General features: G+C 64.7%; 18 protein-coding genes. 13 read left to right on the plus strand and 5 right to left on the minus strand.

What is annotated here, in order from left to right; genetic code table 11:
* Positions 1 to 91: 91 nt before the first annotated feature.
* A complete protein-coding gene (locus VI340_RS06660) occupies positions 92 to 1,711 on the plus strand; it encodes a long-chain-fatty-acid--CoA ligase (protein ID WP_014040321.1) in 1,620 nt (539 codons plus the stop codon).
* Between the two features lie 157 nt (positions 1,712 to 1,868).
* A complete protein-coding gene (locus VI340_RS06665; RefSeq protein ID WP_336358051.1) occupies positions 1,869 to 4,115 on the plus strand; it encodes a hybrid sensor histidine kinase/response regulator in 2,247 nt (748 codons plus the stop codon).
* Positions 4,116 to 4,265: 150 nt separating this feature from the next.
* Here the strand turns inward: VI340_RS06665 and VI340_RS06670 are convergent, their stop codons facing one another.
* The 4 genes from VI340_RS06670 to VI340_RS06685 form a co-directional block, all read right to left on the minus strand.
* On the minus strand, positions 4,266 to 4,700 hold the full coding sequence (locus VI340_RS06670; protein ID WP_101350036.1) for a hypothetical protein: 435 nt from the start codon (positions 4,698 to 4,700) through the stop codon (positions 4,266 to 4,268).
* A gap of 225 nt (positions 4,701 to 4,925) precedes the next feature.
* Positions 4,926 to 5,228, minus strand: coding sequence for a hypothetical protein (locus VI340_RS06675; RefSeq protein WP_008309221.1), 303 nt, complete (start codon positions 5,226 to 5,228; stop codon positions 4,926 to 4,928).
* On the minus strand, positions 5,221 to 6,237 hold the full coding sequence (locus VI340_RS06680) for a DUF7490 domain-containing protein (RefSeq protein WP_336358052.1): 1,017 nt from the start codon (positions 6,235 to 6,237) through the stop codon (positions 5,221 to 5,223). Before VI340_RS06680 ends, VI340_RS06675 begins: the two co-directional genes overlap by 8 nt.
* Positions 6,238 to 6,314: 77 nt before the next feature.
* Positions 6,315 to 7,097 carry a DUF2797 domain-containing protein gene (locus VI340_RS06685; protein ID WP_008309219.1) on the minus strand — a complete coding sequence of 261 codons (783 nt, stop codon included), beginning with the start codon at positions 7,095 to 7,097 and terminating at the stop codon, positions 6,315 to 6,317.
* A 48-nt stretch (positions 7,098 to 7,145) separates the two neighbouring features.
* Here VI340_RS06685 and VI340_RS06690 point away from each other — a divergent pair, with 48 nt between their 5' ends.
* On the plus strand, positions 7,146 to 7,601 hold the full coding sequence (locus VI340_RS06690) for a YbhB/YbcL family Raf kinase inhibitor-like protein (protein ID WP_008309218.1): 456 nt from the start codon (positions 7,146 to 7,148) through the stop codon (positions 7,599 to 7,601).
* Between the two features lie 8 nt (positions 7,602 to 7,609).
* Here the strand turns inward: VI340_RS06690 and VI340_RS06695 are convergent, their stop codons facing one another.
* Positions 7,610 to 8,536, minus strand: a complete 927-nt coding sequence (locus VI340_RS06695) for an NAD-dependent epimerase/dehydratase family protein (protein ID WP_008309217.1) — start codon at positions 8,534 to 8,536, stop codon at positions 7,610 to 7,612.
* Positions 8,537 to 8,653: 117 nt separating this feature from the next.
* Here VI340_RS06695 and VI340_RS06700 point away from each other — a divergent pair, with 117 nt between their 5' ends.
* The 10 genes from VI340_RS06700 (at position 8,654) to VI340_RS06745 (ending at position 15,901) form a co-directional block, all read left to right on the plus strand.
* The gene (locus VI340_RS06700; RefSeq protein WP_336330449.1) at positions 8,654 to 9,316 is read left to right on the plus strand and encodes a DsbA family protein; all 663 of its coding nucleotides are present in this window, start codon (positions 8,654 to 8,656) and stop codon (positions 9,314 to 9,316) included.
* Entirely contained in the window at positions 9,313 to 9,852 is a 540-nt protein-coding gene (locus VI340_RS06705) for a tRNA (cytidine(56)-2'-O)-methyltransferase (protein ID WP_008309214.1), read from the plus strand. The genes VI340_RS06700 and VI340_RS06705 overlap by 4 nt, the downstream gene beginning before the upstream one ends.
* Positions 9,853 to 9,910: 58 nt before the next feature.
* The gene (locus tag VI340_RS06710) at positions 9,911 to 11,263 is read left to right on the plus strand and encodes a sulfatase (RefSeq protein ID WP_008309212.1); all 1,353 of its coding nucleotides are present in this window, start codon (positions 9,911 to 9,913) and stop codon (positions 11,261 to 11,263) included.
* The gene (locus tag VI340_RS06715; protein ID WP_336358053.1) at positions 11,260 to 11,814 is read left to right on the plus strand and encodes a dihydrofolate reductase; all 555 of its coding nucleotides are present in this window, start codon (positions 11,260 to 11,262) and stop codon (positions 11,812 to 11,814) included. The genes VI340_RS06710 and VI340_RS06715 overlap by 4 nt, the downstream gene beginning before the upstream one ends.
* Positions 11,815 to 11,910: 96 nt before the next feature.
* Positions 11,911 to 12,162, plus strand: coding sequence for a hypothetical protein (locus VI340_RS06720; RefSeq protein ID WP_008309209.1), 252 nt, complete (start codon positions 11,911 to 11,913; stop codon positions 12,160 to 12,162).
* 191 nt (positions 12,163 to 12,353) lie between these two features.
* Complete coding sequence (gene tfe / locus VI340_RS06725; RefSeq protein ID WP_008309207.1) at positions 12,354 to 12,884, plus strand: transcription factor E; 531 nt, start codon at positions 12,354 to 12,356, stop codon at positions 12,882 to 12,884.
* Positions 12,884 to 13,558 carry a DUF2110 family protein gene (locus tag VI340_RS06730; RefSeq protein WP_008309204.1) on the plus strand — a complete coding sequence of 225 codons (675 nt, stop codon included), beginning with the start codon at positions 12,884 to 12,886 and terminating at the stop codon, positions 13,556 to 13,558. The genes tfe and VI340_RS06730 overlap by 1 nt, the downstream gene beginning before the upstream one ends.
* A 10-nt stretch (positions 13,559 to 13,568) precedes the next feature.
* A complete protein-coding gene (locus tag VI340_RS06735) occupies positions 13,569 to 14,351 on the plus strand; it encodes a DUF5803 family protein (RefSeq protein WP_008309202.1) in 783 nt (260 codons plus the stop codon).
* Positions 14,352 to 14,432: 81 nt separating this feature from the next.
* Positions 14,433 to 15,272, plus strand: coding sequence for an NOP5/NOP56 family protein (locus VI340_RS06740; protein WP_336358054.1), 840 nt, complete (start codon positions 14,433 to 14,435; stop codon positions 15,270 to 15,272).
* Positions 15,269 to 15,901 (plus strand): fibrillarin-like rRNA/tRNA 2'-O-methyltransferase, encoded by a 633-nt coding sequence (locus VI340_RS06745; protein WP_008309199.1) that lies wholly within the window; start codon positions 15,269 to 15,271, stop codon positions 15,899 to 15,901. Before VI340_RS06740 ends, VI340_RS06745 begins: the two co-directional genes overlap by 4 nt.
* Positions 15,902 to 16,004: the final 103 nt, after the last annotated feature.

Raw genomic sequence — 16,004 nt, forward strand, 5'->3', positions numbered from 1 at the left:
GGAACTCCCCAAATATGACCCGTTCGCGTGACAGCAAGATCAGGGGTGTATCACAACCACTTTATCATGATTAACCATACGATAGCCTGAGATGCATAAGCCACTGCTGACCACGGATTTTCTCGACCGGGCGCGGGAATACTACGGCGACAAAGAGGCTGTCGTCGCCACGACCGGTGAGCGGTTCACGTACGACGAGTTCGGCGAGCGAGCTGACGGGTTCTCGGCGGCGATGGCTGCCCGTGGCATCGAGAAGGGGGACCGGGTGGCCGTGCTGGACCCGAACACGCACTACCAGCTCGAAGCGGCCTACGGGACCATGCAACTGGGCGCGGTCCACACGCCGCTGAACTACCGGCTCGTGCCGGACGATTTCGAATATATCCTCTCGGACGCCGAGGTCGACGCCGTCTACGCGGACTACGAGTACGCGGATAAAATCGAGCCGATCCGCGACGAGGTTCCCACTGACATCTTCGTGACCAACGACACGGACGCCGTCGACGGCGACTGGGAGTCCTTCGACGAGATCATCGAGGAGGCGGGAACCGACTACGAGCGCCCCGAGATGGACGAGGACGACCTCATCACCATCAACTACACGTCCGGAACCACCGGCGACCCGAAGGGCGTCTGCCGGACCCACCGGACCGAGACGCTCCATGCCTACATCGTCGCGCTCCACCAGGAGATCTCGGACGACGACGTCTACCTCTGGACGCTGCCGATGTTCCACGTCAACGGCTGGGGCCACATCTTCTCGGTCACCGGCATGGGCGCGAAACACGTCTGCACTCGCGGCGTTGACGCCGAGGGTATCTTCGACGCCGTCAGGACCGAAGACGTCTCCTATCTCTGTGGCGCGCCGACGGTACTGAACATCCTTGCGGACCGCTACGAGGACCACGACGGGGAGATCGAGACGACCGGTGCCAACGACGTGCGCATCGCGACGGCCGGCAGCGCGCCGCCGGAGGCCGTCATCCGAACCGTCGAGGACGACTTCGGCTGGTATCTGAAACACGTCTACGGCGCGACCGAAACCGGCCCGCTCGTCACGACCTCCGACGCTCGCCGCTTCTTCGAGGACGGCAGCGACGCCCGCTTCAGCGTCAAGAAGCGCCAGGGCATCGGCTACCTCGGGACGGATGTCCGGGTCGTCGACGAGGACGGCAACGATGTGCCACACGACGACGAGACGCTGGGGGAGGTCGTCGTCCGCGGCAATCAGGTAATGGACCGCTACTGGAACAAGCCCGAACAGACGGAGGAGGCCTTCTCCGACCGCGTCGAGGGCTACTATCACATGGGCGACCTGGCGACAGTCGACGAGGACGGGATGATCGCCATCCGCGACCGCAAGAAGGACATCATCATCTCAGGCGGCGAGAACATCTCCAGCATCGAACTGGAGGACACGCTCTACGAACACGACGCCGTCAGCGACGTCGCGGTCATCCCCGCGCCGAGCGACGAGTGGGGCGAGACGCCGAAGGCCTTCGTCGTCCCGAACTCCGGTGACCCCGACAACCCGGGCGTGACGGCCGAGGACCTCCGGAACTTCACCCGAGAAGAACTGGCGACCTACAAAGTCGTCCGCCGCGTCGAGTTCGTCGAGGAACTGCCCACGACAGCGACCGGGAAAGTCCAGAAGTACGAACTCCGCGAGCAGGAGTGGGAAGACGAGGACGAGATGGTCGGTCAGGGATAGAAGCAGCCAACAGACAGAAAATATCAGAAAAGTGTGATATTCTTCGGGACGAAATATATCCCAGAATGACCGTTAACGGCGTCGATATGTCACCTTCTGAGCACAGAGACGGTCTTTTAACTCGGCGTCCTGTAATGTGTGACTACTGGGCAAAGTTATGACTGATATCGCTGGGACGATGCGTATTCTCCACGTCGACGACGAGCCGGGATTCGCCGACATGACGGCGACGTTTCTCGAACGCGAGGACGACCGGCTGGACGTGCAGGCCGCGACGAGCGCCGCGGCGGGACTGGAAATCCTGACCGACACCGACATCGACTGCGTCGTCTCCGACTACGACATGCCCGACCGGAACGGGATTCAGTTCCTCGAAGCCGTCCGTGAGAAGTACGGTTCGCTCCCCTTCATTCTCTACACCGGCAAAGGCTCCGAAGAGATCGCCAGCGACGCGATCTCGGCCGGCGTCACCGACTATCTGCAGAAGGGGAGCGGCACCGACCAGTACGCGGTGCTCGCCAACAGAATCACGAACGCTGTCGAGTCTCAGCGCGTCAAGCGGGAGCGTAACCGCCAGCTCGATGCTATCGAGACCGCACAGGAGGGGATCAGCATCCTCGACGAAGACGGCCAGTTCATTTTCGTCAACGAGGCCTACGCCGACCTCTACGGCTACGAACCGGACGAGATGGTCGGCGAACACTGGGAGCTGCTGTACGAAGATACGGATGTTCCACACGTCCACGAAGAGATAATGCCGACTGTCGAAGAAACCGGGTACTGGAGCGGGACGACGACCGGGCTCCGCGCCGACGGGAGCACGTTCACCGAAGACCACGTACTCGCGCGGACCGACCGTGGTGAGTTAGTCTGTACTGTCCGGGATGTCACCGATCAGCGAGATGGTGAACAGGAACTCGCCCGAACCAAACGTGCCATGGACGAGGCACCGGTCGGGATTACGATTACCAGCCCCGAACAGGAGGATAACCCGATCACCTACGCGAACAGGCGGTTTCTGGAGCTGACCGGCTACACGGAGTCTGAGGTCCTCGGCCGAAACTGCCGGTTCCTGCAGGGCGAGGAGACCGAGTCCGAGCCAGTCGACACGATGCGAGCGGCCGTTGACGAGGACGAACCCGTGTCGGTCGAACTCCGGAACTACCGGAAGGACGGAACGATGTTCTGGAATCAGGTGACTATCGCCCCGGTCCGCGACGACGACGGCACAGTCGTCAACCACGTCGGGTTCCAGCAGGACATTACTGAACGGAAGGAACACGAACACCGCCTCAAAGCGCTCAGTGAGTCGGTACAGGACCTCCTTCAGGCAGACACACGCGAGGAAGTCGCCGAGATCGGCGTCGAGACGGCGCGCACCGTGCTCGGGCTCGAAGCGAACACGATCCACCTCTACGACCCGGACGAACGGACCCTCGAACCGATCGCCGCCTCCGACGGAGTGTATGATATAGTTGACGAATTGCCAACATTCAGGCCGGGAGACAGCATCGCGTGGCGCGTCTACGAGTCCGGCGACGCACTCGCTATCGATGACGTCCATGCAGATCGGGACGTCTATAACCAGGACACGCCGGTCAGAAGCGAGCTATTTCTCCCCCTCAGCGGGCACGGAATCCTGTTGGCCGGATCAGAGACAGCCGCGGCGTTCGACCAGCAGGACGTCGTCCTCGGGGAGATTCTGGCCGGGCACGTCACCAGCGCGCTCAACCAGATCGAAGGAACCGAACAGTTACGCGACCGCGAGCGGGACCTCAAACAGCACAACGACCGGCTCGAAGCGTTTACCAGCGTCGTCTCGCACGACCTGCGGAATCCGCTGAACGTCGCCCGGGGACGACTGCAACTGGCACGCGAGGAGTGCGAGAGCGAGCATCTGGCCGCTGTCGAGCGGGCACACGAGCGGATGGACACGCTGATAACGGATCTGCTCACACTGGCACGCGACGGTGAGACCGTGACCGACCGGGAGCCGGTCGCGCTCGAACCGCTCGTGGATAGTTGCTGGTCGAACGTCGAGACGGCCGATGCCACGCTCGTCACAGATATCGACCGGACCGTCCTGGCAAACGAGAGCCGTCTGAAGCAGCTATTCGAGAACCTCGTTCGGAACGCGGTCGAGCACGCCGGACCGGACGTGACCGTGACGGTCGGGGCGGTAGACGACGGGTTCTACGTCGCGGACGACGGCCCCGGAATCCCCGAGAAGGACCGTGAGGCGGTGTTCGAAGCCGGTTACTCGACGAGCACGGAGGGGACCGGGTTCGGGCTGAGTATCGCCAGACAGGTCGCAGAGGCACACGGCTGGGAGATAAGCGTTCGCGACAGTGCAGACGGCGGCGCACGCTTCGAAATCACCGGCGTCTCGTTTGGCGATGTGTAGCGACTGGCGGGGCGTCCTTTTGCAGTCTTACTGGCAGCCGCACAGAGACGGCCGTCGCCTCGCCACCGTTCGATGATGAGCGACGCTAGCTATCAGGAGCAGATATCTCTGTCCCGTTCGGCCGCAAAAACGTCGGCAGGTCGTGTTCCGTTAGTCTTCGAGCGCGTCGGCGATGCGGTCGAGCGAGCGTCGCATGTCGTGGACTTCGTCCCGGAGCTTTCGCATCTCGCGGGTGAGTTCCTCGTTGTCGCTCCCGCCCGATTCCTCGTGCTGCCCTGGCGGGCCGCCGCCCATGCCGCCGGGGCCGCCCGGACCGGGACCGCCGGGGCCGCCGCCCATCATGCCGCCCATCATCTGCGCAAAGGGGTTGCCCCCGCCCATGCCGCCGGGGCCGCCGCCACCGCCCATCATCTCTTCCATGCGCTCTTCGCGGCTCATCTCTTCGCCGTCGCCCTCGCCTTCTTCGCGCTCCTCGGCGCGCTGCTGTCGGATCTCCTCGACCCGCTCGCGGAAGGACTTCTCCTCGCCGCCGTCCTCGGTCGCGTCCGCCGATTCGTCAGCGTTTTCGGGTTCGTCGTCTGCCATACGCCCGGTTTTGGTTGGCCCGCTGAAAAGGGTTGTCGTCCGAAGACAGGCCGCGTAAACGGCCGGCCAGCGAGGGACGCTGGTCCGGAGAATCGTGCCGTCTTCGGGGGGTCGTCGCCCCGGTACAGTTAGCCAGACTCAGATCATCGATGGCGCTGCAACTCGCCTGAGACCTCGGAACACTGAAACGGCGACTGCGGGCGCTTGATATGGATGGTATCGGGCTCAGGCGAGCCGTCGGACCAGCACCGAGAGGCCAAGCCCACAGGCGAGCACCACGGCGAGGTTGAACGCCGCGTTGAAAAGCGGTCGATACCGGTCAGTGACGAACGTATCAATCGCCGACGACGCGGAGAAGTAGAACTGCAGTGTCGCGATGAGCGCAACGAGCGTGAGAATAGCGAACACTGCCCACTGCGCGTAGACAGCTATTGCCGGACCGGAGTCGTCGTCCGACTCGTCAACAGTATCGCCGGTCTCCGCGTCGATATCCTGTGCCACTGTGTCGGTATTGGAGGTATCACTCATTGGTCTGTCTCCGTGCGATGAGGAGCGCGCTTGCGAGGACCGCAATCAGTCCGATCAGCGCCGTGAAGCCGGGACCTTCCCCGGCCGCGGTCTGCTGTGGTCCGTCCATCTCTCGTTCTTCGGGGCGGTCCTGCTCGAAGTCGCTGGACTGGAAGCCGACTTCCTGTCGGGTTTCGTTCTCCTGGAGACGCTCCGTCGGATGGAGGTTCGCCGGGGAGCTCTCCGTCCCGACGATGACGCTGTCGGAGAGCAGCATGCCGTCGAGCCAGTAGTTGTAGCCGTCAGGCACCGTCAGTTGGGTTCTGACGATCTCAGTCCGACCGGGTCGAATCTGGCCGACCCGCACGGTCGACTCGTCGGCGATGACGTTCGAGTCGGCCTGCCGCGCTCGGAGCCGGAGCGAGAGGTCATCAGACGGGTCGTTGCCGGCGTTCGTGACGTACACTGAGACGTTCAGTGTCGTCCGGTTGTCCGAGACGCCGTCGATTCGGTAGGTGATGGAATCGAGCGGGACGCCGGCGTTCTCGAACCGCTGGAAGGTCACGGTACTGCGGGCGTACGCCGGCGTGAGCGCGTCGACGTTCTGAACCGACTGCTGACCGGTCTCGACGCGGTTCCCGTCCTCGTAGACGATTGTGTCGATCCGATAGCCGCCCGCCCGCTCGACCGTGATGTTCGACCGCACCGATACCTCTCGTTCCCCTTCGATTGTGCCGACCGACTGCCGCGTCGTCGTCGCGACGAGGCCGGTGTCCGCGTCGATGGCCCGCGTCTCGACGGTGACGTTCTCGGCGGGACCGCCGCGGTGCGAGAGCCGAGCGTCGATAGAGAGCGTCACTGTCTGGCCGTCGACCGACGCCGGTTCGATGGTCGTCTCGCGGAGGTCGAGATAGCTCTCGCGAACGTTGTCCTGGGGTTCGGAGAGCGCGCCGGGGACCGCTGTTGCGCCGATGAGCATGGCCAGGACGACCACGACCACGCCACCGGTCAGGAGGGTTTCACGTCGCACACGAGGATGGGCAACAGCCGCCACTAAATGTCTTCTGCACAGACAAGTGCGGATTACAGCGACGCCAGTCTCGCGTGTTACCTGAACGCGCCGAGACTCGACTGGAGATCGCGGTCCGTTCCGCCGTCTGTGAGTTCGTAGCCGACGAGCTGTCGGAGGTCGACGGCGTAGACGCTGCCGTTGTTCGCAAGCACGGCGACTCGCCCCTTCGTCCCCCGGACAGTCCCCGTCGCCAGGGTTTCGGCCATCGGACGGTCCGAGAGGTCGAGCCCGTATTCGAAATCGTAGGTTGTCAGCGGGTCGTAGCGCTCACAGAGCGACGCCCACCAGTCGGTGTCGACGGACTGGTCGAAGCCCGCTATTTTGGTGGGTACTCTGACCCGGTCCCCCAACTCGACGGCGATGTCGGCCTCGACCTGCCGGGCGATTCGGCCGTCGGCGACGGTCTGGAGGTGGGCGGCCCTGTCGGCCCCCTGCTCGCGGAGGCGGGTCTCCAGTCGCCAGGATCGGGTGACGCCGACCTTGACGACGTCCGGCGCAAACGCCGCCAGATACACCGCGTGTTCCTCGTCACACGTTTCGAGCGGCTTGTTGCAGTCCCCGGTACAGCGGGCACACGGCCAGATGTCCGTGTGTTCTGGACAGCACGGCGCGGGGTCGTTGTCGCATCGAAAATGCTGCTCCCCGTCCACCGCGCCGGCGCAGTGGCGCTCCCCGAGCGTATAGGAGAGTTCGGTTCCCGGGTCAAGTCGCTCAGTAGTGACGCTCCCGTCCTCGGCTAACAGGAGCGCGGCGTGTTCGTCGACCCGTGCGCGGTAGCCCACGACCTGCACGTCCGGCGGTTCGGCGCGGAGCCGCAAATGGCTGCCGGGACGACGTTTTTGTGTTTGTCTGTCAAATATCCGCACATGGCAGACCTACAGCTCCGGAGTCCGGCCTTCGACGACGGCGAGCGCATCCCCGAGGAACACGGCTACTCGGCAGCGAACACGAACCCCCCGCTGGAAGTCGAGAACGTCCCGTCGAACGCGTCGTCGCTCCTCCTCATCGTCGACGACCCGGACGCCGAGGAGCCGGCCGGGAAGGTGTGGGACCACTGGCTCATCTGGAACATCCCGCCGGATATCGACCGGATTCCGGGGGGATGGCGGCCCGACGAGGCCACAGAGGGACAGAACGACTTCGGCGAGGTCGGCTGGGGCGGTCCGAGCCCGCCGGACCGGGAGCACACGTACCGTTTCCTGCTGTACGCACTAGACACGACGCTCGACCTCTCGCCGGCAGCGGACAAGGACGACGTGTACGACGCGGCCAGCGGCCACGTCGTCGATAAAGCGCAGCTGAACGGTACGTACCCAGCCTGACGCCGCGCTCAGAGTTCTTCGAGTAGTTCGCGGGTCGACTGCCGCACCGCGTCGTCGCTCGACTGTTCGGGTTCCCAGCCTAGCGCCGAGAGTTTGTCGACGGAGAGGCGCATCCGCGGGACGTCGCCGGTCCAGCCGCGGTCACCGCCGGTGTATTCGTACTCGGGGTCGATGTCCATTTCGTCGGCGACGATGCTGGCGATGCGGTCGACTGACGTGGTGGTCCGCGTCCCGAGATTGAACACGTTGTGGTCCTTGTCGGCGTGTTCGACGGCGAACAGCATCGCGTCGATGCACTCGGAGATGTGCATGTAGGACTTCTCCTGGCGGCCGTCGCCGAGAATCGTCAGCGTCGACGAGTCTTCGGTGAGCTTCTCGATGAAATCGGGAATAACCGCGCCGCGCAGGCGCGGGCCGACGATGTTCGCAAACCGGAACACCCAGGACTGGATGTCGTGGCTGTGGGCGTACGTCGAGACGAGCGACTCCTCGGCGAGTTTCGTCGCACCGTAGACGCTGATCGGTTCGAGCGGCGCGTAATCCTCCGGAGTCGGCCGCGGCGCTTCGCCGTACACAGTAGATGACGACGTAAACACGAGGTTCTCGACGCCGGCCTCCTGCATCCGTTCGAGGATGTTGTACGTGATGTCGCTGTTGTCCTCGAACTGTCGGCGGGGCGTGTCCGTGTCGACCAGTTTCGACGCCGCGAGGTGGACGACGAGGTCGACATCGCTCGTGATGGCCTCGGCGACGACGTCGGGGTCGGTGAGGTCACCATCCAGATAGGTCGCGTCCTCGTGGACCCACTCGGATTGCCCGTTCGCTTCGTTGTCGACGACCACTACGTCGTTGTCCGGAACGAGGCGCTCGACCAGGTGCGACCCGATAAAGCCCGCCCCGCCGGTGACGACTATTCGTTTCTCTGATACGTCCATAGGTGCGATGCTTCCCATGCGAGAAAAAACGTTGTGGTCGCGGCCGATTCCGGCGGAGTCGGTAGGCAAGTAACGGATGACAACGTCGTTTTATAGCTTCCCCTGTGAGAGTCGGCTATGACTCGATTCACTCGCCGCGGGCTGCTGGCGGCCACCGTCGGCGCTGTCGGCGCGATCGCCGGCTGTTCCGGCGGTAGCTCGGAGTCGGAATCAGCCGGGACAACGGAGACGGCAACTCCCCTTCCCGGCCAGCCGCTCTCGACGCCTGTCGCGGGCGACCCCGAAGCTGACGTGACCGTTGCAGTGTACGAGGACTACGCCTGTCCACATTGTGCGACCTACTCGGAGTCCGTTTTCCCGCAGCTCAGCGACGACTACCTCGCTGACGGAACCGTCCGCTACGAGCACCACGACTTCCCGATTCCGGTCGACGAGGAAGTCTCGTGGCAGGCCGCAAGCGCCGCGCGCGCCGTTCAAGATAACGTCGGCGCGGAGGCCTTCTTCACGTATTCCAAGCGCCTGTTCGCGAACCAGAACCAGCTTGGCCCAGACACCTACGCCGAACTGACGGAGGGGCTGGACGTCGACGGCGAAACGGTTCGAGCGGCTGCGACGGGAGAACTGTACCGCCCGACAGTCTCCGGCGACCGCGATGCTGGTATCGACCGCGGCGTTCAGGGGACTCCGACGGTGTTCGTCAACGACGAGCGGGTCGAGTGGAGCGAAATCGCCTATGAGCCCGTCCGGTCAGCTATCGAAGCGGCACGGAGCGACGGATGAGAGAGTCGCCGCAGGTGACGGTGCTCCGACTGGGTCACCGGCCCGGCCGGGACGAGCGGATGACGACCCATGTCGGGCTGACCGCTCGCGCGCTCGGGGCTGACAAGGTCGTGCTGGCCAACGCCGCACGCAATCAGGCCGACACCGTCATCGACATCACCGACCGGTTCGGTGGCCCCTTCGACGTGGCCTCGACCGAGGAGCCAAAGCGGCTCATCCGCGATTTCGAGGGTCGCGTCGTCCATCTGACGATGTACGGCGAACCGGTGCAGGATATCGAGGACGAGGTCCGCGAGGCCCACGCCGAGGACCCACTGCTTGTCGTCGTCGGCGCGGAGAAAGTCCCCTTCGAGGTTTACGAACACGCCGACTGGAACGTCGGCGTCACCAACCAGCCACACTCCGAAGTCGCTTCCCTGGCCGTCTTCCTCGACCGCCTCTTCGAGGGCCGGGAACTGGACCGCGAGTGGGAGAACCCCGAGAGAGTCGTCGTCCCGCAGGAAACCGGCAAACGAGTCGTCGACCCCGACGAGTAGCGATACCCACGCAGTTGTGCCGCGGGCCTTTTATCGCTCGACGCTAACTGTGGTGCAGATGTCGCGTCACAACGTGTTGGTCGTCGTCGCCGACAGTCTCCGCGCCCGGAACACCTCCGTCCTGGGCTATCGCCGGGAGACGACGCCCTTTCTCGACGCTTTCGCTGAGGAGGCGACGGTGTACACGCAGGCTCGCAGCCCGAGCAACTGGACCGTCCCCAGCCACGTCAGTCTGTTCACGGGCCACGAGGTCCACGAACACGGCGTCGACCACAGCGCTAGACTCGACGCCGGCCACACGATCTTCGAGGAACTGGCAGCAGCGGGCTATGACACGGGGTTGTTCTCCGACAATCCGTTCCTGACTGACCACGAGTCGGGGCTTGACGAAGTGTTTCAAACCGCCGTCGGTTCGCCCGAGCAGTACGACTCAGCCTACGAGACGAACGGCTCGCTGGGCGACTGGCCAAACGGCTTCTGGTACGCCGACCGGACGCTGGAGTGGATTGACGAGCGTGAGAGCGAGTGGGCCGCCTGCATCAATCTGATGGACACCCACCGCCCGTACGAACCGCTCGCCGAGTACGACGAGTGGAGCGACGAGCGCTCCCGCGAACTCCAGGAGTCGATGGGGTTCAAGTGGCACTGGGAGTTCCTCTCGGGGAACCTGTCGCTTGGCTTTGCCAGCATTCTCGAACAGATATACGACGGCGCGGTCCGGCAGGCCGACGCCATCTTCGAGACGCTCATCCGCGGACTGGACGAGCAGGGCGTCCTCGACGACACGCTGGTCGTCTTCGCCGGTGACCACGGCGAGGGCTTCGGCGAACCGACGGCGATTCCTGAGGAACCGCCGGCCGTCAGCCACCGTATCGGGACCCACGACGCGATGTACCACGTCCCGCTCGTCGTCCGTGCCCCCGGCCAGCGGCACGGACACCGCGTGACCGATCTGGCGACGCTCAGCCGCTTCCCCGACGCCGTCCGCGCGATGGCGCTCGGCGACGGCAACGCGGACGGCCCGGCCTTCGCCTCGCCGAACGGGACCGTCGTCGCGTCCCAGGCCCCCGTCGGCCCGGCGATGCGTGAGGAAGCCGAACGGATCTGTGGCGACGCCGCACCCTTTGCGAAGCACGCCCGGCTGGTCTACCACGACCGGCCCGGCGACGAGGTCCGAAAGCGGGCGGCGTGGGGCGACAGCGCCCACGAATCTGTCATCAAGGGCTGTGGGGGTACGACCGAGGACAGCGATATCGACGCCGCTGTCGTCCGGAACCACTTCGACAGCGACCGGTACGCCGACGTGGATATCGCGACGCCGCTCGACGGATACACCGAGTTCGAGGACGCGTCCGACACACAGTTCGCCGGGGCGCTCGACGACCGACTGGAGGCACTTGGTTACAAATGACAGCACCCCACACCGAACTGGTCCTCGTAGTCGCAGCCGACGAGAACAACGTCATCGGCCTGGACGGCGGCGTCCCCTGGCACTATCCCGAGGACGTGCGCCAGTACAAGGACCGCATCGCGGGCCACCCGGTCATCCTCGGCCGCCGGACGTTCGATTCGATGGACCCGCTCCCGGACTGTTACACCGTCGTCTTGACGAGTGACGACAGCCGGAGCGCCGACTCGGAGACGGTCGAGTACGCCACGACGCCACAGATAGCCGTCGATGCTGCCGCCCGCGCCGGCGCGACTGAGGCGTTCAGCGGTGACGTCACTGGAACGGGCGACTCGCCACCGATCACCTACGTCATCGGCGGCGAGGCGGTGTACGACCTGTTCCTCCCGTTCGCAAGCCGGGTTTTCCTCAGCCGCATCCACGAGCGCAACGATGGGGACCGCTACTTCCCGGACCTGGGAGCGGAATGGACGGAGTTGACCCGGGAGTCCCACGACGGGTTCGACGTTATCGAATACGAACAGGCGTCGCCGCGACCGCTCGACGGCCTCTGACAGCTCGTCAGGGGAAAACCGACTAGAGTTGTCACTGTCTGGGAAATCACAGCTATTAAAGTAATACAAGTGACTAGTATATTGTAACAACTCGCGATGCTAGACAAAATCAAAAAATCCGTATCGGACGCGCTATCGGGTGGGAAGCGGCAGTCGGACAACGGACCACAGGCCGGAACAGTGACGGAGAAACGCGTTCAGGCCAGCTCTGCCGGCGATAGCGGTACGGACGCGGCCGACCAACCTGAATCGAATCTTTACGAGTGCCCCTCCTGTGACTCCGTCTTCGTCGCTATCGACAAAGAGACCTGTTCCTCCTGCCGGACCTCGGTCGAGAAAATCGAATAGCGGGGTTGTCGAGGTCGTCACGGCGGGTACCAGGCTGGTGGTATCGCAAAAGCGACTGCTGTCCGTCGTTGTTGCCCGTCTGCAGGCACATCGGGAACTCCCCGACAGCATCATGGCCCCGCCCTCTGCGTCAGCGTTCGAGAGAGGACGACCCGATGGTTTTAACCACATGACTCCCGGATGTGCGGGTAATGGCTTTTGAGGAACTCTTGGAGGACCCCGTCATACAGAAGTACCTCCACGAGCTGGTCGGACCGAAAGGGATGCCGGTCGCCGCCGCGCCGCCGGACGGCGAAGTGACCGACGAGGAACTGGCCGAGGAGCTCGGGCTCGAACTGAACGACGTGCGCAGAGCGCTGTTTATCCTCTACGAGAACGACCTGGCGACGTACCGCCGGCTCCGCGACGAGGACTCCGGGTGGCTCACGTACCTCTGGACGTTCCAGTACGAGAAGATCCCCGAACAACTGCAAGAGGAGATGTACCGCCTGCTCGACGGCCTCGAAGAGCGCCGCGAGTACGAGCGGGAAAACGAGTTCTACCTCTGTGAGCACTGCGGCATCCGCTTCGAGTTCGGCGAGGCGATGGAGTTCGGCTTCGAGTGCCCCGAATGTGGCAACCAGGTCGAGACGATGGAGAACACCCGTCTCGTCACCGCGATGGAGAACCGCATCGACGAGCTCAGAGACGAACTGAACGCTGACGTGGACGTGGAAGCCTGATGGTCGTTCTCGGTACAAAAGTGTACGTCGCCGGCGACGCCCGGGACCGTACGCTCGACGGACTGCGCTCGATGGTCGGCAACGAACTCGGTGACCTCGACGTGGAGTACGACATCGGCCTCCGGGACGACGAGTTCCCGACGGTGACCGTCGACGGCCCCGACGAGACCGTCGCGAAGAACCTGCTGCGCGAGGAGTTCGGCGAGATGGTCGCCGACCACGAGGACGGCGAGACGTACGTCGGAACGCTCGATAGCTGGGACGAGGACGGGTTCGTCCTCGACGTCGGCTTCGGGCAGACGGTCCGGATTCCGGCCGATCAGCTCGGTCTCGGGCAGGGGACGCCGACCCAGATCCGGAAACGGTTCGGACTGGTCCAGCACCTCCCGCTCCGGTTCGTCGCCGGCGACCCAGCACGCCTCGCGGAGGTCGAGCAGGACCGCCTGTACGAGTGGACCCGTGGCGACAACGGTCGCATCAACGCGAACAGCGTCACGCGCTCTGAGGCGCGCGCGACGGTCAACCGCGCCGGCCACGCACAGGACATCGTCACTGTCGAACGAATCGGCCTGTTAGAACAGAGCATCATCTGCAACCCGGACACCGACCCGCCGGGGCTGCTCGCCGACATCGGGCAGTACATGCCGTCGGAGCTGCTGGCAATCGTGCCCTGACTTTCGAGCTATGAAACGCCGTCACCTCCTGTTGGTCGCCGTTCTCGCACTGGTCGCCCTTTCGGGGTGTAGCGGCTTCTTCGGCTCTGAAGAGGTCGACCCGGAGCGGTTGAACGAGAACGCGAGCTACGACTGGAACACCTCCGCTGACGGGACAATCGTCATCGAGGAGTCGAAGTACACTGCCGTCTACGCCGTCGAAAACGAAACGACGTTCGACGTGTACACCGTCGACGGCCTCGGGCGCGAGCGGAGCGTCCCCATCAGTGCGCTTCGGTTCCGGTACGCGAACGGGACAGTCGTTAGCCCCGCAAACTCCTCGCTGAGCGCTTCGGAGAGTCGCCAGCGAACGACAGTCAATCTCTCCGGGAACGTCTCCGGAAAGGTGGGTTACTCGGTCGCTCGGACCGGCAAGCGCTTTGGCTCACCGACGCTCGTCGAGGACGGTTCGTACACGGTCGTCCTTCCGCCTAATACCGGGGCAGGGATTCCGTTCCTCTCGCGGATCAGTCCCGGTGGCTACGAGTCCGAGACTGTCGACGGTCAGCAGGTCATCCGCTGGGACGAGGTGACCTCCGACCAGATCGTCGTCCGGTACTACCTCGACCGCGACCTGTGGCTGTTCGGCGGCCTGTCGGCCATCGCCACCGTTATCGGCGTCGTGGGGACGCTGTACTACTATCGGCAGTTGCAGGAAGTGATTCGCCGACGCAAGGAGGCCGGTATCGACCTCGAAGAGGACGACGGTGACGACGACCCGCGGGACCGTGGTCCGCCGCCAGGGATGCGTTGAGGCCGGTTCGAAAGCGAGATCCGACGCGTTTCGCAGGCGCTAACCGGGTCACTTTTTCGCGTCGGGCGTACACACACGGCTATGAGCAACGGGTGGTTCGCCGGGCTGGACCCGGACGACGACGCGGCCGCTGTCGAACAGATAGAGGCCGGGCGAGCCGACACGCCGGAGGACTGGCCACAGCAGGCCGTCGAGGCAGGGTTCGCTGACGACGAAGCGGCCTACTACGACCGCCTGCACAAGGTGGCGATGGCGGCCACCAGCGCGGCGGTCGCCGAACGGGAGGGCGCTGACGATCAGCAGCTCGTCCACGCTGTCCGGGCGATGGCCGACTGCGAGCGGACGGCCAACGAACTCGCCGAGCGGGTCGCCGAGTGGGGCGGGAGCCGGCACGGTGACAGCGGGAGCGGCGTCGAGTACGCCCGCTCGCTGGCCGACCGGACCGACGAGGACGAGGGAGACACCGCACTCCGGGCACTCGCCGAACAGACGGCCGAGCTAGCTGACGAGGCGGACTCACTCCGGGCGTACATCGAGCGGACCGCGCCCGCCGTCGCGCCGAACCTCTCGATGCTGGCCGGGCCAGTGCTTGCGGCCCGCCTGATTTCACTGGCCGGCGGGCTCGAAGCACTGGCGAAGAAACCGAGCGGGACGGTGCAGGTTCTCGGTGCGGAGGACGCGCTGTTCGCCCACCTCAAAGGGAACGCGCCGTCGCCGAAACACGGCGTCATCTTCACACACGAGTATGTGCGCGGGACCCGTCGTGAGGAGCGCGGGTCAGCAGCGCGGGCATTCGCCGGAAAGCTCTCGATTGCCGCCCGTATCGACCACTATAGCGGCGACCGCCGGCCGGACTTGCAGGCGGAACTCGACGAACGAATCGAACGGATTCAGGCGCGGGCCGAGGAGGGCGACGAATGACGCTCCCGACTGGCGTCGAGCGCCACGACTTCGACGGCGAGACGAGCCTCGCCACGCAGGGTCAGCCGGTGTACGGCGAGCGGACCGACGGCGACTGGCGGCGGTGGGACCCGCACCGCTCGAAGCTCGGCGCGATGCTCGAACAGGGGATGGACACCGGTCTGGAGGGCGGCGAGACCGTCCTGTACCTCGGCGCGGCGGCCGGGACGACCGTGAGTCACGTCGCTGATTTCGGCGGCCCGACCTACGCCGTCGAGTTCGCGCCCCGGCCCGTGCGGGAACTGCTGGACGCCGCGGAGAGCCGGCGGAATCTCTTCCCGCTGCTCAAGGACGCACGCAAGCCCGAGAGCTACGCCCACGTCGTCGAACCGGTCGACGTCGTCGTGCAGGACGTGGCGACCAGGGGGCAGGCTCGGGTGGCGACGCTCAACAAACAGTTCCTGACTGACGACGGGCGACTCCTCGCGGCTATCAAAGCCAGAAGCGAAGACGTGACCGCCGACCCCGACGCCGTGTTCGACAGTGTGCGTACGGAACTCAGCGCTGAGTACGAACTGCTTGAGACGGCGCGTCTGGACCCGTTCCACGAGGACCACCTCGGTATCGTTGCCCGGCCGCGAGAGGACTAGTTGGGATTGGTACCGCCCGCGAGAATCGCCCGAGACGGAATCCAGTTGTGCGGGCTGAGCGGGCGGGGACGGAAGGCTTTACCGGGTCGATTCCGATGTGCTG

The sequence above is a fragment of the Haloarcula sp. CGMCC 1.6347 genome, assembly GCF_037078395.1.
Lineage (GTDB): Archaea > Halobacteriota > Halobacteria > Halobacteriales > Haloarculaceae > Haloarcula > Haloarcula amylolytica.

Excerpts from the sequence above, each read along its gene's own strand:
- VI340_RS06660 (WP_014040321.1), top strand. The coding sequence starts at position 92 with ATGCATAAGCCACTGCTGACCACGGATTTTCTCGACCGGGCGCGGGAA.
- VI340_RS06665 (WP_336358051.1), top strand. The coding sequence starts at position 1,869 with ATGACTGATATCGCTGGGACGATGCGTATTCTCCACGTCGACGACGAG.
- VI340_RS06670 (WP_101350036.1), bottom strand. The coding sequence starts at position 4,700 with ATGGCAGACGACGAACCCGAAAACGCTGACGAATCGGCGGACGCGACC.
- VI340_RS06675 (WP_008309221.1), bottom strand. The coding sequence starts at position 5,228 with ATGAGTGATACCTCCAATACCGACACAGTGGCACAGGATATCGACGCG.
- VI340_RS06690 (WP_008309218.1), top strand. The coding sequence starts at position 7,146 with ATGGCAGACCTACAGCTCCGGAGTCCGGCCTTCGACGACGGCGAGCGC.
- VI340_RS06695 (WP_008309217.1), bottom strand. The coding sequence starts at position 8,536 with ATGGACGTATCAGAGAAACGAATAGTCGTCACCGGCGGGGCGGGCTTT.
- VI340_RS06700 (WP_336330449.1), top strand. The coding sequence starts at position 8,654 with ATGACTCGATTCACTCGCCGCGGGCTGCTGGCGGCCACCGTCGGCGCT.
- VI340_RS06705 (WP_008309214.1), top strand. The coding sequence starts at position 9,313 with ATGAGAGAGTCGCCGCAGGTGACGGTGCTCCGACTGGGTCACCGGCCC.
- VI340_RS06710 (WP_008309212.1), top strand. The coding sequence starts at position 9,911 with ATGTCGCGTCACAACGTGTTGGTCGTCGTCGCCGACAGTCTCCGCGCC.
- VI340_RS06715 (WP_336358053.1), top strand. The coding sequence starts at position 11,260 with ATGACAGCACCCCACACCGAACTGGTCCTCGTAGTCGCAGCCGACGAG.
- VI340_RS06720 (WP_008309209.1), top strand. The coding sequence starts at position 11,911 with ATGCTAGACAAAATCAAAAAATCCGTATCGGACGCGCTATCGGGTGGG.
- tfe (WP_008309207.1), top strand. The coding sequence starts at position 12,354 with ATGGCTTTTGAGGAACTCTTGGAGGACCCCGTCATACAGAAGTACCTC.
- VI340_RS06730 (WP_008309204.1), top strand. The coding sequence starts at position 12,884 with ATGGTCGTTCTCGGTACAAAAGTGTACGTCGCCGGCGACGCCCGGGAC.
- VI340_RS06735 (WP_008309202.1), top strand. The coding sequence starts at position 13,569 with ATGAAACGCCGTCACCTCCTGTTGGTCGCCGTTCTCGCACTGGTCGCC.
- VI340_RS06740 (WP_336358054.1), top strand. The coding sequence starts at position 14,433 with ATGAGCAACGGGTGGTTCGCCGGGCTGGACCCGGACGACGACGCGGCC.
- VI340_RS06745 (WP_008309199.1), top strand. The coding sequence starts at position 15,269 with ATGACGCTCCCGACTGGCGTCGAGCGCCACGACTTCGACGGCGAGACG.